The following is a 16,990-nucleotide window of genomic DNA, read 5'->3' as shown; positions in this document are numbered from 1 at the left end:
TTTTAGTAAGCTTGTAATTTGTATAAAAGTCGGTAAAAACTGTTAGGGAATCGCTTCATAATCCCGCAAGACAACATACCATAAACCGTTGGCATTAATTGAAAACGTTACTTCATTCTAAATCAATAATTAAGTTGAAAAAATGAGAATCCTACTACTTATATTATTTTCATCATTTAGCATTTGCTCTTTTGGACAAAATGGGTTGAATGAAAGAATCGATTCCATTTTGTCAGCGCAGGTTGTTACCGAATTTGGGCCTGGTTTAACAGTTGGTGTTGTTAAAGATGGGGAACTTGTTTATAAGAAAAGTAATGGCTTAATGAATTTGGAATACAATATCCCATTTAATGATGCTACGACATTTGAACTTGCTTCAGTTACCAAGCAATTTACTTCAGTCTGTATAGCCCTACTCGAAAAACAAGGCAAACTCTCGGTAAATGATGATGTAAGAAAAATTGTTCCTGAGTTGTATTTTTCTGGAGACACAATAAGGATTAAGCACCTATTAAATCACACAAGTGGAATACGAAATCACAATGTTTTGTTGGACTTGTCTGGGTTTGATTATGAACATCAGGGTTATACAAATAAAAGCATTCAGCAACTGATGTTCCGCCAAAAAGGAATGAACAATAAACCGGGAGACAAGTTTCTTTATTCCAATACAAATTATGTTTTGCTGGCACTTATCGTTGAAAGAGTGTCAGGAATGCCTATTCATCAGTTTGCTGAAAAGGAATTGTTCGAGCCTCTTGGGATGTCGAATACTTTCTATAGCAGTGATTTAAGGAGCATTGTTAAGAATCGTGCTTATCCTTATTATCAAGTAAAAAATGAATTCAAACAGCCAAAGTCGTTAACACTTTGTGTTGGAGCTGGCGGAATGAGTAGTACGATTTCTGACTTAATAACCTGGTCTCAGGTTTTTCTAGACAGCAAGCACACTTTCTCCTATATTGCAGATTTTGTCACAAAGCTTGAGCCACTGAACAATGGTGAGGAGATGCAACATGCTCGCGGAATGTTTGTGACAGCTTATAAGGGCTATAATACTTTTAATCATAGCGGCAGAGACTTAGGGTTGCGGTCCCAATTCATCTGTATACCTGATTTAAATCTAGGAGTAGTCGTTTTTGCTAATTCTGAGGAGATCAATGCGGTGGATGTATCCTACAAAATCCTGGACCTTTATATTCAAGATCTTCCTCAAAACGATTACAATCAGACAAAGTACAATCATAAGAAAGAGGAGTTGAATCAATTCATAGGACATTATCAAGAACTAAATAGTGATTTGAGAATGCACCTATTTATAAATAATGACACCCTTAATGTACAGAGCAGTTATGGAAGAAATCCTGTGCAACTCAATTCAGTATCTGTCAATTCTTTTGCTAGAATTGACAATGCTTCTGTGAAATATACCTTTCTTTCAGAAAAAAAATCAGAGGCAGATTTACTCGTAGATTTTGGAGGCGCGGTGTTTTACTTTGAAAAGATTGAATTAGCAAGGAACCCAAATCCGAATATTTCTGAATATGCAGGTAGCTACTTTTCTAAAGAGCTAAATATTGGTTACGAGATCATTGTTTCTGATCAAGAATTGATTTTGAATTACCCAAATAATGAAGGGTTGGTATTGAAAGAAGGGGAAAAAGATGTTTTTGGAGCAAATAGACGAACCAAATATGCTTTTACACGAGATGATAAAAATAAGGTGTCTTCTTTTTATGTAGCCTCAGAAGGAACAGTAAAAAATATTTTATTCGAAAAAGTAAACCAATAAGCTGTGGTAATCCAGCAAGTGAAAGTCTTACCTAAATAATGTGGTGTGTATTTGGAAGGGCTCCCGACAGTTGAACAAGGATTTCCATATATCTTAGCAAACCTTAATTAATGGCTTCATTTAAAAATTTCGTCCCACCATCAGAAATTTAGGTTTAAATCGTTATTTTTGATTATAAAATTAAATGCTATGGATATTCAAGCTGAAAAAATCAAACTGGTTAAAATGCTTTTGGATACTGAAAATCCAAAAATAATTGAATCCATTAAAAAAATTTTCAAAAAAGAAGCAGCTGACTTTCAGGATGATTTATCTGTCGAGCAATGTAAAGAAATTGAAAAGGCTTCACTTGAAATTAAAAATGGAGAAGTAACGGATTACGATACTTTTATGCAAAAACACAGGTAAATTGAGCAGAAAAGTTTTTCTTTCAAAAACAGCCGAAAAGAAATTAGATAAACTTTTTGAGTATTTAATTACGGAATGGTCTGTTAAGGTTAAAACGGACTTCGTTGAAAAATTAGATTCATCAATAGAAATAATTAAAAACCAACCTGAAATATTTCCGGAATCTAAAAAAGGAGAAGGTTTAAGAAAATGTGTTATCACAAAACAAACGATTTTATACTATCGCTATAATTCCAAGCGAATCAATATTGTTACGTTATTTGACACAAGACAAAACCCCAAAAAATTAGACAAAGAGATATGAAAATTAAAGCCCAACCGAGTGGATGGCCCAAGCCAAAAGCCTGTGGAGCACTCCTCTCAGCATCCCAGTCGATCGAGACCAGATAGAATACCGAAGTTTGTTCTGAAGCCAGCTTTGGTTTCAGGGGACAAGAAAATACTTTGAAACCGACACAAACCATATGCAAACCATTGATGTGTCACCAAGCTATGGTAATCCAGCAGGTGAAAACCCTTCCTAAATAATTTACTGTTCCATTAGTAGTAAAACCGACAGGTTAACCCGGATTATCAATGTCGTTTAGTTAAGGAATTTTTATTATTTTTAGGAAAGAAAAGGGAGCGTAGTTTTTTTGAAAATAATCTAACAACAATCAAGTCCTTTTCCTTTTCGAAGGACTTTTTAAAACTATTAAAAAACAATATAGAAAATGGATTAACACGCGATAGGTTCCGTACGACTAACACAGCGTTTGTTCGTCAGCGGTGTTTGGGTTTTACAGATCTTATCTACTTCATGTTGGGCCTGGGTAAATCGAGTGTTCAGCAAGAACTTGATAATTTTTTTCCGACAAATCGGTCAGCTATTCCAAAGGAGCATTCAGTCAGCAACGATCCAAACTAAACCCCAAGGTGTTTACATGGCTCAATGAACAACAATGTTCTTTTTATTATAATAAAGCCAGCCATATCCGTAAATGGAAAGGTTTTCGGCTTATAGGTATCGACGGCAGTACTTTGCAGCTTCCTTACAGCAAAGAATTGGCAAAAGGTTTTGGCCATTTCGAAACCCGGACTGAAAACGGGAGAAAAGTAGTGTTAGCCCGTGTTTCCCAAGCCTACGATGTACTCAACCAAATCAGTATAGATGCCAAGATCAAACATTACAGGACAAGTGAACTTGCTCTGTGTGAAAGTCATCTTCCCTGTCTAGGGCCGGGCGACCTGCTTATAATGGATAGGGCTTATGCGGCCTTTTGGCTCATGTCCTCATTGGTTCAGCAACAGAAATCCTTTGTCATCAGGGTAAAGGCAAACAGATGGAAACATGCAAAGGCATTTTTAGCATCTACCCAAAAACAGCAGATCATAGAGGTGTCCCCTTCCAAAGAGGCCTTAAACAGGTGTAGGGAAAGGAATATTTCTACTGAGGCACTCAAGTTAAGGCTCGTACGGGTACCGATTGCATCAGGAGAAGACCATATATTGATAACCAACCTAGTTGACCATAAGAAGTACCCTGTCAAGGAAATACGTGAGCTCTACAGGAAAAGATGGCCTGTTGAAGAGTCTTTCAAGCTACTCAAAACTAGGGCGGAACTTGAAAACCTGAGCGGAAAGACGGCCAGGGCCGTTCTCCAGGATTTTAATAGAATCATTCTCAGGGCCAACTTGAGCAACATTCTCAGTAAAACACTTACCAAAAAAGGGATTGACTACTGTAATAAAAAACGGAAAAACACTTATCAGATCAACAGAACCCAGGCGTATCGTAAAACCAAATCTATAATTGATCAACTCAAACAAGGAATGGACAAAATCATTGGAAAAATATCTGATTATGCTTTCAAACTGTTGCTTCAACTTGAAATAATACGGCCCAACAGGTCAGTTCCTAGAATAAAAAGGTATACTGCCAGACCCAGTAATTTTATAACTTATAAACCTTAACTAAACGACATTGCCCGGATTATGTAATAGGATTTCTCCGCCCTGACAATGTCAGGGGTGAAGCCTGTCCCGTGTTTACGGGAAGTGTTGCAATCTCAAGAAAATCAGGCTGTTTGGAGATTTTAGCATAGCACCGCTATGGGTAAATTGAAATCAGCAAGGAAGTGGCTGATTTTGAAGCGATTTCAGCACTTAATAGATTGTCTATTGCATATTTCGGGTTGAAATTCGTATAGAGCAATGGTCCTTTCAGCAAATAGAAATCCATGCCTGTTTGGCTATGAACCTTTAGAAAGTCAATACCTATATATTACAAATTTATATAAAAAAATGAGGGTTTGCTGAAAGTAATTTCAGCAAACCCTCTATAGTTAATTGGTGGTTATAAATGATTAATAAGGTAAATTGGTTCCTTGTAGTAACCACATACGTGAGCGAGTATCATCATTTGATGGCACCTGAACAAATTCGGATTTCTCCAGTCTCTCAACAGCTTCATTGTATTTGTCAACATACTGAGGATCAGGAGGTGTAGGTGAATCATAATGATACCTAATAGGAATAGCGGGCTGAGCACCATCATATGGAGGTATAAGATTCGGATAGCCTGTTCTACGCCAGTCAAACCATGGCTCAGGTCTGAAAAACATGGATATGTATTTTTGAGTCATAATGCGCTCATGCTTATTTGTTGCCTGACTCAAGTCAATATTTTCCTGACTGTAAAATTCATTAAAATCAAATCCTCCTACATAATCGCCAAATATTCCCCATTCATCCATAGAAGCTTGAATGGCTTTCTTATAATGACCTTCTGCATCACTGACACCAAAAGCCCCAATTTCTGCAGCTTCTGCCAATATAAATTCAACTTCAGAATAGGTGATAATATCCATGCCTATATATGGATTTGCATTTTCGAAATAAATCTCACTAAGGCGACTATTAAACGGGGTTGTCTTAGGTTCAACAGAAGTAGCTTGAGGTCCTGCATTATAGGCTGTCCATGAAGCTTGGCTACCAACGGGTAAACCAACGTAAAGACTTGTGTCCAGATCATCATAACCACTAGGGTATGGCAATACTTCAACAGGGAAAGTCTGTCCTAGTGGATCTGTATATTGGATCGTCGTTGCTGATTCAACATCTTTGTCCCATTTCTTTTCAACAGGACGTAACCACCTATACAATCTAGGGTCATTTTGATCTCTTAATGAATTAAGAAAACCTAAGCCCATTCTCCTGGCATAAGTCAGTTCTGAAGACCTAAATTGTCCCCCTCGAAAAGAAGTAGCTGCAGAATTTCCCAGATAATCTAGCACAGCATTGTCATCACTACTTGTGAAAACATTTTGAGCAGCATCTTGGAACTCAGCATCTAAATCAATGCTTAATTCATTTCTTTTGTTGTTTAACAATAAGCACATCCTGATTCTAAGAGAATTAACAAACTTTACCCATTTGTCTTTATCTCCATCGTACAACAAGTCATACCCATCTAAAACAGGAACTTGAGACCCTGGAATCCCTTCAATCATGTTTTTTGCTTTTTTCAAATTGACCAACAGGGTTTCATAAATCTCTTTCTGCTGATCATATTTTGGGAAAACAACTCCTTCTTCTAGTTGATTGGTTTCTGAAAAGGGAACATCACCATATATCTTAGAAACTAAATCGATAAGTCCAGCTTGATATACCAAAGCTACAGCCTCAGTAAAAACGTTTCCTTGCTCAACACTAAGGTCAGACATGGCCTGGATATCTACTAGATTAGAGTAAATAGAAGCCCAAGGACTACTTTGTCCCGGTGTCCAATAAAGCGCGTTTAGTTCCTCTGATTTATACCCATCACCCACTTGGTAGTACTGTAATAAGGAAGGAATCCTTGAACCCCAATAACCAAATTCACTATAGGTGTTTGCAAAATTATAGGTACTTGTAGTTAATAGAAAATTTGGATCAACTTCGTTTACATCATTGGGACTTTCACTCAATTTATCAAAATCACTACATGAGTTTAAAATCGGAATGAATGCAATGGATAATATTATTATTATAATTTTCTTCATGATCAATATTTATTATAATTAAAACCCAACATTTAATTTCATACCGAAACTACGGGTACGTGGAATCACAGAGTAAAACTCATACCCTGGTTCATTCCTACTTCCTCTTGCGGTATAAGCAGTTTCAGGATCGATGAATACATTGTGTTTTGTCCACATAAACAAATTTTGACCTAGCAACGATAAAGACATATTTTGAAGGTTAAATTTATTTACTATAGCCTTAGGGAACCTATAGGTAATTGAGACCTCTCTTAGCTTCACATAAGTTGCACTGTATAGGTTAGCTGAAGCCAAGTATCTATCAGCTCCCTTTTGCGCGTTATACGGACTAAGCCATATTGTACCTGGGCCTCCAAAATTCTCTATATAACCACCTTGGCCATCCTCTCTAACGCCTACATCAAAACTGGCATCATTAACGTATACTTTTTCCCCATCGGCATTTATATAGCTTCTGGCTTCTCGTTGTGTCTCGTCTTGCCATACAAAACCACCATATTCAGAATCACGTCCTCCAACCCATTCATGAGAATATTTCTCAGGGTTATCTTTGATTTGCTGTACGATGTCTACATTGGGGTCATAATCCACGCTTCCGTTAATATATTCCGGAAACCTGCCATCATTCTTTCCTTGTCTCAAAGTCTCTGAGTAGAATTCTCCACCTGATCTCCAGTCTATAACTGCAGAGAGGCTGAAGTTTTTATATTGCACGTTAGGGTTTATACCCAATATGAAATCAGGGTTGTAGTTACCAATTTTTTCAAAATTCTCAGGATTTTGATCTCTTTCAGGCTTACCATTACTATAGATAATGGCATGACCATAGTACTCAGAATTTGGATCTTCCACTTTAAAATAAGGAGCTTGATAAATATCTCCTACCTGATCTCCTGGATAGGTATAGAAATAAGCATACCCTTGGCTATAGCCAAAGTATTCAACTCCATCGGCTAGTTCTACAATAGTAGTTCTATTTCTAGTGAAATTTAATCCTAGATCAAATGACAAATCCTTTTGCCTAATAATAGAGGTACCTAGCGTGATGTCCCAGCCATTACTTCTTACCAAACCAGCATTGATCAGTTTGCTGTTTGCTCCTGAAGTAATTGGGGTGCTAATGCCAAGTACCTGGTTTTTATTATCCATGGTATAATAGGTGGCATCTAGGGTCAATCTGTTATTAAACAAAGACAAGTCAACACCAACTTCTTTGGAAGTAGCTATTTCAGGTTTTAGTTGGGCATTTTTAGCCACCTTGTCAATACTTGCTCGTTTGGTATCTCCCCAATCTGCACCAAAATTATAATATCTCTGAAGCTGATATGGGTCTACATCATTACCTACCTGAGCATAACCTGCCCGAACCTTAGCGAGGCTAATCCATTCCGGCATGTCAAACATTTCATTTACCAGCACACTTAAAGATGCAGAAGGGTAAAAATATGAGCGGTTTTCTTTTGGTAATGTACTAGACCAATCATTCCTAGCTGTCAAGTCAAGATATACCGTGTTTTTATAGCCTATAGAGGTTTGGCCAAAAAGGCTGTTCACTTTCTTTTTACTCAAGAAGTTGGTATAAAGTACCGAACCTGGACCTCCATTACTAATGGTATACAAGCCAGGAATAACCAGATTAGTGGTAGAGTTATGAATGTTCTCCTGGTAATTGTATCTTAGGTTTCCCCCAGCATTGGCTTGTAAGTCAAAATCTCCAAAAGTTTTGTTATAGGAGAAAAGTCCTTCCCAGTTTTGTTCCCTATAACCGGAATTTTGAATATCAAAATTACCTTTCTTTGAATCAACTGTATCCCATGGCCTTTGATTGACTGCTCTTTGGTTCAATTGACTACGTAAGTATCTTGCTGTAAAGCGCAGGTCTTTAGCAAATTCCCAGCCTACTTGTATCTTAGTCATAGCCTGTACTCTATCAAAACTAGTTGTGGCCAATTCTTGCATCAGATAAGGATTGTTCCACCTTTCTTTCCAGCGAGTTTGAACAATACCTTCTTGGTTAGGCATCCACCAGGTGTCAGGATTACTATAAAGGGACATGTCAACTTGAGGCCCAACAGTCAAAATGGCTCTTGTTGGGGTTAGAAAACTTCTATATGTATTAGGTCTATTTCCTGAACTTGACTCATTCAATGAGGTCATTACTGTCACCTCCAAATTATCAGTCAAGTTCATCGTTCCATTGATGCTTATATTGTTCTTTTTCAAATCTACATTCGGCATAATACCTTTGTTAAGGTAGTTACCCAAAGAAACGCGGAAATTGGCTTTATCATAGTTACCACTAACTCCTACATTGTTTACCTGCGTCCATCCGTTTTGATAAAAATCTTGCTGACGATTAATATTGTTTTGATGAGAAACCAATTCACTTGGACTATCCTGGTTTCTTTGTTGGGCGATAAAGCCATTGTCTAACTTTGGTCCCCAAAATTCGTATGCATCGTTTTCAAATACAAAGGCACCTTCTTGCCCTGAAGCAAACTCATTTTGAACAGGAAGGTATTGGTAGGGATTGTCAACAATAAATGATGAATTGAAATCCACCCCTAAGCCTTTTTCTTTACCAGAACCTGATTTGGTCGTGATAAGTACTACACCATTCGCAGCACGTGAACCATAAAGCGCCGCAGCACTAGGTCCTTTTAATACTGACATTGATTCTATATCTTCTGGGTTAATGTCTGAAATAGCATTACCAAGGTCAGTCTGATTAAATAGGTTATCCGTAGTGTTGTAAACGGGTACACCATCAATTACGAACAAAGGTTGGTTGTCTGAGTTTAAAGAAGATGCTCCTCTAATCACCATGTTCATGGAAGAACCTTTAACTCCGTAGGTTTGAGAAATCTGTACACCGGCTATTTTTCCTTGCATTGAGCTAAGTACACTAGCCTGTGGAGTTCTATTTAATTCATCCCCACCAACAGTTCCAACGGAATACCCCAGAGATTCTTTTTCTCTGGAAATACCAAGAGCAGTAACCACTACTTCATTTAGCCCAACTGCAGCATCAACCATTGTGATGTTTAAAATTGACTGACTGCCAATGGCCACTTCCTGTGGTTGATAGCCTATATACGAAAACTGCAAAGATTCAGTATTCGAAGGGACAGTAATTGAAAAATCACCATCTAGATTGGTTACGGTACCGCTGGTTGACCCTTTAACTAATACTGCTACTCCTATCAATGGTGATCCATCTGCATCTGTAACTACTCCAGTGATTGTTTTTTGTGAGTTGGTATTCTGCGAATAGGTAACAGTACTAAACAACATCGCAGCGTTCAATACTAACAAAAACAGACTTAACTGTATGGTCCGTATTGTTTTACGGGGAAGATCCTCAAGATCTCCACTAATTTGTTTTTTTTTCATTGTTGTAATTTTAAAATAAATTCATTTGAAACCGAAGGTTATTTTCTTGCACCTTACGGGTCTTAAAATATCAGTTCGTTTGTTTCTATGTCATAGGCATTCTTATTTTGGGTTTAGGGTTTATAAATAAATGTTTAAATTTTTGCATTTTAAGGAAATTGAAGGTGGAAATAAATCCAAACCAAAATGCAAGATTGCAATATTAAACCTATAAGCAAGCCTATATTTCAGAATATCTGCAATCATAATCAAATGATAATGTACAGATAATTTTGATATAATTACAGATGATTTTTTGAAAAGTGCGTATGATTTACAGGTTAAAACAGAATGTATTGTGATAATTGTAGATAAGATTGCAATAATATTGGTTGATATAGCAATAAATTCGGTTTGTTTTGTGATAAATTATAGATGATTTATTAATAAAATAATAGCATGAAATATTTAGTTTAAATGCCCTTTTTTCTGTTTGAAAGGGCGGAAAATTTTATAAATGGTAGCTTTGATTTGTTTTAAAACTTTAACTCCGACTAAAAGCAGTTTAAATTAGTGCTAAAATCTAAATTAGTAGTAGAAGATTCTTAAGCTTGCAATGGCTAATTTAAATAGCGCTAAGGCACCTCTTCTTTAAATTGTATAAATACCAATGACTCGGTTAAACCAGGATGATGTAATAGGATTTCTCCGTCCTGACAATAGTCAGGGGTGAAGCCTGTCCCGTGTTTACGGGAAGTGTTGCAATCGCAAGAAAATCAGGTCGTGTTTGGAGATTTTAGCATAGCACCGCTATGGTGAAATTGAAAACAGCAACGAAGTGGCTGATTTTGAAGCGATTTCAGCACGTGATAGATTGTCTATTGTAAAAGTAGTCCTAAATTTATGGGTTGGGTTTTGGGGGTGTAAAACCAAAAGGGAAAAAAAATAAATGCTATAAATTTACTTTTTTAGGATGGGTACTAGATTTTATATTAGAACTAATTTATATTTCTTTGAAAACTCCTATTAATTGTCTAATTTTACAAAAAGAAAATTACGTTAATAATCGTGATTTTTGATTGTCAATTGTCGTATGGTCTCTTTGATTTTTACCATACGCTAAGGTACCAATGAGGGCAATACATTCTGTTTTCATTGTCGTTTTTACAGATTAGTTTAATGCACTAGTCTGGTTTTTATTGAATTATTTCTATTGTTTTTTTAGTTTAATTATTTCGTTTTCTAATATATAGGCAATTGATTTTTACACTATAGTAAATCTTTTTGGAAGCTTGTTCCTGAAAATGAAAATGGGACAAATCAAATTTTGATATAATTATTGTAAGAAAATAAAAAGGTAGTAGCAAATCAAAATCAGGCCAAGTCAACAGGACTCATGCCAATACAATTTTGAATGGAGTTATTTTAAGATTGGAAAAATCACCTATTGAAGAATTGAAAATATTTAGAAACAATTCATTTAATCTACTGTTCTAAAGAAGATAAAAGACTGTTTAACGTAATTCACTGATAAATTAAAACTGAGAAGTTTTGATAATTTTTACGAGAAATACCGGCGAGTTAATTAATGCTATTTCTTAATTCCATTTTGTAAACTGTTATGCCTGTTTGTAATCTGCCTAAAAATCGAAGTCGACGAATTGAAGTTGGCTAACTTTTAATAGAGTCATCTGTACGTGTAATAAAAAAAAGTAATTGAAAAAACCTCAATCATAAGTTTAACCAGTATTTTTCAATAGGGTTTGCCGAAATTTCGGAGCGTGATTCTATTCTATGATAGAATGTCTATTGTTTTTTCGGGTTTAATTAATTGAATCTAAAGGTTTATGGATTACTGAAGTGTTTAAATATTTCCTAGTTATGAGAAAATCAATAAATAATCTATTTAAATTCAGTTTTGTCCTACTGTTGTTGGCAGGCTGTAATCTGTTTTCCCCTGAAAAAATTACTAAAATTGATGAAGAGGATCAAGTTTTATCAATTCCTTCAGGATTTGACTTTAGCACCTATCAAGATGTAACGATCAATATTTCTGATAATGCGACTTATGCAAAATACGATGTGTATGCTTATTCAGATGAATTGTATGATGCAGGTACAGAGACCTATGAGAATGAGTTTGGGGAGACTGTTACCGAAACCATTTACAAGTCTGATGTTTTAGAAAAATTGATTTTCAGCGGTGTTCCTAGTAATGGGGTACTAAAGCAAACTATTAATCTACCTAATTTCTATAACAAGGTTTATATAAGAAGAAACAAGCATTTAAGCTTTTCGTCTTCCATAGAAGACATTATCGACCAAGAAGTGAATTATACTTTTTCAGAAAGCGGTGCCAATGAAAGGTCGTTAGCAGGGCAAACTGTGACCGATTATTTATACAGTGTTAATGGAGAAGGACAGTTGTTTCAAATTGATCCATTGACAGGTGAACTTACTGATTTGTCAAATATGCCTATGGGTAGTTTTACCTGTGCCATTGACCAGGAAAGTAAGATGCTCTATTCTATTGGAAGGTCCAAGCCTTATCCCTTAATGAAATATTCTATCGTCGAAGATTCTTGGGAAACAGTCGCGAATCTGGGGATTGGCGGACCTAGGTTAGGTTATAATCCGAATGATGGTTTATTGTATTTTTCCAATAATGGCGCAAAGCTATACACTTTTGATCCTTCCACAGGAGAAAGAGTAAGTGTCAAAGATATTTTAGGACTTCACAATACAACAGGTGGTGATTTGGATTTTGCTGAAGATGGCACACTTTTCCTATGTACTTTCTCAGGCCTTTATAGGTTAGATCTAAACGATGATGGTGATTATCAAAGTACAAGAATAAGCGCTGACAACTTGCCATTTACACCAACCTCCATGACATTTGATTCCAATCAGGAGTTATGGTTAGCAGAAGCATCGGCCAATGCGGATTTGATAGTAATGGATACAGAGACGGGTGGTTGGGAGTATAAATATGGTTCAAGGGCCAATAACAATACTGCTTTTGGAAGAAAGATAAATGACTTGACTACTTTTAGGGTGTATTCAGATAATGTTGATGAAACCGATTCTGATGGTGATGGAATATTGGATCAGGATGATGCGTTTCCAGATGATGCAGAAGCCGCTTTTGAGTCTTTTACACCTAGTAAATACGGAAAAGGAACAATCGCTTTTGAGGATTTATGGCCATCAACGGGCGATTATGACTTTAACGATGCTGTTTTAAGTTACCAGGCCATCGCTGTTTTAAACGCCGACAATTTAGCTGTTCGTTTAGACTTTGTTTGTAATATAAAAGCCAATGGAGCAGGGTATACCAATGGAATTGGATTTGAAATCGAAGGACTGGATCCTTCTCAAATCGAAAGTGTATCTGGTCCTGTATTAACCCATGGTTTTATAAATGTAAGTTCAAATGGTACAGAAGCAGGGCAGGACAATGCGGTTATTATTTTAGCAGATGATGTTGATAATATATTAAATGAAACTACGATCTCTATTCGATTTGTAGATCCAATAAGTACCAGCGATTTGGGGGTTGCACCTTTTAATCCGTTTATTATTGTAAATAAACAGAGAGAAAAAGAGATTCATTTGCCATATAGACATATAACAAGCTTAGGTGACCAAAGCGTTGCCTTCACAGGGGATAATAAAGATACTGATGGTAATTTTATTTCGGAAAATGGATTTCCTTGGGCTATAAGTATTATTCACGATTTTAAAGTACCAAAAGAAAAAGTTGATATCACTTCGGCTTATAACTTTTTTAGTTCTTGGGCAGAATCTGGAGGATCGAATAATGTAGATTGGTATAAAGACAATCCAGGGAATAGAAATGATGATTTATTGGAATAAAATCATTCTTTAAATTCTAACTCATATTTAATAAAAATACCCCAAAGTACTTCTTTGGGGTATTTTTTTTAACCTAAAAAGAACAAGCTTAATTAATTGAATATGATGTTAGGAGGAATTGATGGTTTTTGTTTTTGAAAAAAAAGTGGTTAATGTTGGCTTTTAAAAGTGCTAAAAAAAACATTAGCCTCCTTATTTTTTGAACAAGTTTATGGTGTAGGTATATTGCTTTTTTAAAACAATATGCTCCCTGTTGTTCTTAATTAACTGAAAAAATACTATGAAAGTAATAATAATTGGTGGTACAGGTCACATTGGTACCTATTTGGTTCCTCGTCTTATAAAAGCTGGCCATACTGTGGTCTGTGTAAGTCGTCAGCAGGCTGAGCCTTATGTTAATGACGAAACCTGGACATCAGTTGAATATGTTACGATTGATCGAACAAAAGCTGAAGAAAATGGCGATTTTTCCTCTCGAATATTAGCCTTGAAAGGAGATGTTGTTATTGATTTAATTTGCTTTACAACAGAGAGCGCACGTAATCTTGCAGAGGCGCTAAATGGCAAGATTCAGCATTTCCTACATTGTGGGAGTATGTGGGTGCATGGTTACAGTGAACAAATACCAACCACAGAAAATCAAAAGCGCAATCCTTTTGGTGAATATGGAATTGATAAAGCAAAGATCGAGGCATACTTGCTTGCCTTTCATAAAGAGTCAGGATTTCCAGTTACAATTCTGCATCCTGGTCATATTACCGGGCCGGGTTGGTTGCCTATTAATCCTGCGGGGCATCTTGATCCTGAGATTTTTATACGCTTGGCTAAAGGTGAGGAAATCGTATTGCCCAATTTCGGTATGGAAACAGTTCATCATGTTCATGCCGATGATGTTGCTCAAGCATTTATCAAGGCCATTGAAAACAAAAAGAATTCCATAGGTGAAAGTTTTCATGTTGTTTCAGAGCAAGCTCTTACCTTGCGAGGTTTTGCAGAGGGGGTGGCAAGTGTATTTGGGCGTGAGGCAAAATTGAAATTCTTACCCTGGGAGGAATGGGGAAAAGTCAATAATCCAAGGAATAAGGAATTGACTTGGGATCATATTGCCCATAGTCCCTGCGGAAGCATTGCAAAGGCCAAGCAATTGTTGAACTACCAACCGAAATACAGTTCTCTGGAAGCGGTTCAGGAAGCCATTGAGCACTATTTTGATAAATTAGGTATACAAGTAGGCCCTAATCAGGAAGGGAAATATAGTAGTTAAATAGGAAATCTGTCTTTCCAATGGATAGGATTCCTATAGCTATGGGAGTCCTTATTTGCTACTTTCTAAAGTTTGCAATTTCCTCTATTGTTGGTTGAGGCTTAGCTTTTTCCAAGTAGTGCTCCCATTTTGATAATAATTGAAACGATCTATGGAGCCAAACTTGTCTTTTTCAAAATAAAACACCGCATTGACATTAGGTCTAAAAAAAGTCAAAGAATGGTCATAGAGTACCTCGTAAATTGCTCCATTCCAGGATTGTTCGAAAAGTAGTCTGCCAGCTTCTGTTTTTACTTTTATTCAAATATCATTTCCGTACTTAAGTCCCTCTACCTGCTGGTAAGTTCCTTCCAATGTTATTAGAAAGGGAACATTAACATGTCCTTCGGTGCGATCTTCGGGAAAGATCACTTTCCGAATGCGCATGTCATACTCAAGGTTGGAGGCCAAAAGATAAAACTGTTCTACACCCGGAGGTAATTGGTAGATGGTGTTCCGTTCTTCTGACCATCGGGTACCATCATAGATACTAACATAGCCTGCTCCAATAACCTTAAACCCGAAATACGCAATAGACAATCTATTACGTGCATAAATCGCTTCAAAATCAGCCACTTCGTTGCTGTTTTCAATTTCACCATAGCGGAGCTATGCAAAAAATTCCAAACACGACCCCACCCGTTAATCCTGAATATTGGGTTAAAAAAAAATCATTGGTACAATTTCCTCCCATTATCAACAAAGCCCGTGGCTTATCCCCCAATTGCTGCGTATAACCTTGAGGGATACTCAATGAAAATAGTGTTAAGAATAGTAGGATGTATATGTTTATTTTCAAGGACTTATGAATTAATTGAATTGACCAAAATAGTTGAAAAAAATCAATAAATGAGTTGTAATTCAGGCCCTGTGATGCATACAATTGTGTCAGTAGACGGGTCCTTCTTGTTGTTTATTCGAGAGAGATGCTGATTTTTTCTTAAGATGCAATTCAGGTAATACAACCCTAATTTCCTGATTCGAATTTTCTTCTTTCCAATATACGATAAAGTTTACTTTTGTTGAGAAAAAGCGAGATAAGGGCTGTGATATAGGTTTATCACAGCCCTTAATTCTTTAGATTTTACTTACAGTTTTTCAATGACCTTATTTATTAATTCTGTTGTGGAGCTGTAATCTTGATCATTTTCTTTGGCTATTTCTATAGCCTGCTTTGCCAATTTTAAAGATTGTGTGTAATCTCCTGTTTTATAAAGCAGCGCAGCGTAAGTGTCTGTATTTGAATAGGTTTTTTCTAATTTCATTGAGCGTAAAACCCATTCTTTTGCCAACTCTAATTTTTCTACGTCATCCTCATTGCTATATATTCCCCATGCAAGAGAATTTAAATCCCTTGAACTGTCCCATATGAAGTTAATGTCTTTGATTCGATCTGTTTGTAATAAACGATAGGGATAAAGAGAATAGCTCACCACCGCATCTGAGATCATCCCATCAACTAAATACAGTACTAAGGGGGCAGAAGTAACATTGAATACATTGTCAAAGCCCTTTTCATCCTCCCCTAAGTTAGCATGGAGGTTTATTGCCTTGTCCCAATTCTGGTGGTGCCCCTCGTCTAATATATCGACTAAGTTTTCTTCAGCGTCCACATTTATGGTTATTAAATTGAGCATCGATAAATCACAATCCATATAACGGTTGATTAAATTGATGCAGGGATAGCACCATTTACCGCTCCAGGTGATAACCATTGTGGGCAGTGATTTGTCCAAGTCGTAATTGTCGTAGACATTACTAAATGAAAAAGTTTCTTCACTTTTGATGTCCGTTACATTAACATCTATCTGGCTATATGATTGATTGATAGTGATGAAAAATAAAAAAAATACAAATACTGAAATAGCTTTTTTCATGAGGTAATTGTTTAAATGTTTGTTAGGTGACGGGTGTTTTTTGACAAAATTTAGTCCTTCTTTTCCCTGCTGTTTTTGGGTGAGCATTATCCTGTTTGAAAATGGTGTCATTGATTTGGAGCAAGTCAGTGAGCTTTTCGAAAAAGGACAACATCAGTAAGTTGAAAAAAAACTTTGTTTGTAATTAAAAGTTCAAAATACTATTTTTCAGTGGTTTGTTATAGCAATGAATAAAAAAAATAGCTGTTTGGTAAAAAAAGTATATCATTGACGGAAATGTTGCCTTATTTTCTGCTATAATGCTGACAAAATCTCAAGTTAGCGTCAATACGCAACA

10 protein-coding genes are annotated in these 16,990 nt (G+C 36.3%); 6 read left to right on the top strand and 4 right to left on the bottom strand.

Annotation, left to right across the window (positions count from 1 at the left end; genetic code table 11):
- The first annotated feature begins 142 nt into the window (after positions 1-142).
- From CA2015_RS01540 to CA2015_RS01525, 4 genes are all read left to right on the top strand, one after another.
- A complete protein-coding gene (locus CA2015_RS01540) occupies positions 143-1,792 on the top strand; it encodes a serine hydrolase domain-containing protein (RefSeq protein WP_048640292.1) in 1,650 nt (549 codons plus the stop codon).
- 168 nt (positions 1,793-1,960) lie between these two features.
- Positions 1,961-2,200 carry a hypothetical protein gene (locus CA2015_RS01535; protein ID WP_205749793.1) on the top strand — a complete coding sequence of 80 codons (240 nt, stop codon included), beginning with the start codon at positions 1,961-1,963 and terminating at the stop codon, positions 2,198-2,200.
- Between the two features lies 1 nt (position 2,201).
- A complete protein-coding gene (locus CA2015_RS01530; protein WP_048640290.1) occupies positions 2,202-2,504 on the top strand; it encodes a type II toxin-antitoxin system RelE/ParE family toxin in 303 nt (100 codons plus the stop codon).
- Positions 2,505-3,115: 611 nt separating this feature from the next.
- Positions 3,116-4,153 (top strand): IS4 family transposase, encoded by a 1,038-nt coding sequence (locus CA2015_RS01525; RefSeq protein ID WP_048640289.1) that lies wholly within the window; start codon positions 3,116-3,118, stop codon positions 4,151-4,153.
- 392 nt (positions 4,154-4,545) lie between these two features.
- On the opposite strand, the gene CA2015_RS01520 is transcribed toward CA2015_RS01525, so the two are convergent.
- Positions 4,546-6,222 carry a SusD/RagB family nutrient-binding outer membrane lipoprotein gene (locus CA2015_RS01520; RefSeq protein WP_048640288.1) on the bottom strand — a complete coding sequence of 559 codons (1,677 nt, stop codon included), beginning with the start codon at positions 6,220-6,222 and terminating at the stop codon, positions 4,546-4,548.
- Between the two features lie 18 nt (positions 6,223-6,240).
- Entirely contained in the window at positions 6,241-9,618 is a 3,378-nt protein-coding gene (locus tag CA2015_RS01515; RefSeq protein WP_048640287.1) for a SusC/RagA family TonB-linked outer membrane protein, read from the bottom strand.
- A 1,860-nt stretch (positions 9,619-11,478) separates the two neighbouring features.
- Between CA2015_RS01515 and CA2015_RS01510 the strand changes: the two genes are divergently transcribed.
- Together CA2015_RS01510 and CA2015_RS01505 are read left to right on the top strand one after the other, a co-directional pair.
- Positions 11,479-13,473: an LruC domain-containing protein gene (locus tag CA2015_RS01510; RefSeq protein WP_048640286.1), complete on the top strand. Its 1,995-nt coding sequence runs from the start codon at positions 11,479-11,481 to the stop codon at positions 13,471-13,473.
- Between the two features lie 280 nt (positions 13,474-13,753).
- Complete coding sequence (locus CA2015_RS01505; RefSeq protein ID WP_048640285.1) at positions 13,754-14,737, top strand: NAD-dependent epimerase/dehydratase family protein; 984 nt, start codon at positions 13,754-13,756, stop codon at positions 14,735-14,737.
- Positions 14,738-15,037: 300 nt separating this feature from the next.
- Here CA2015_RS01505 and CA2015_RS01500 read toward each other — a convergent pair whose 3' ends face one another.
- On the bottom strand, positions 15,038-15,352 hold the full coding sequence (locus tag CA2015_RS01500) for a hypothetical protein (RefSeq protein ID WP_048640284.1): 315 nt from the start codon (positions 15,350-15,352) through the stop codon (positions 15,038-15,040).
- Positions 15,353-15,864: 512 nt separating this feature from the next.
- Positions 15,865-16,653, bottom strand: a complete 789-nt coding sequence (locus CA2015_RS01495; protein ID WP_048644297.1) for a hypothetical protein — start codon at positions 16,651-16,653, stop codon at positions 15,865-15,867.
- Positions 16,654-16,990 lie beyond the last annotated feature (337 nt).

The sequence above is a fragment of the Cyclobacterium amurskyense genome, assembly GCF_001050135.1.
Taxonomy (GTDB): Bacteria; Bacteroidota; Bacteroidia; order Cytophagales; family Cyclobacteriaceae; genus Cyclobacterium; species Cyclobacterium amurskyense.
Note: the sequence above shows the minus strand (reverse complement) of the source record. Positions and strands in the feature narration are given on the sequence as shown.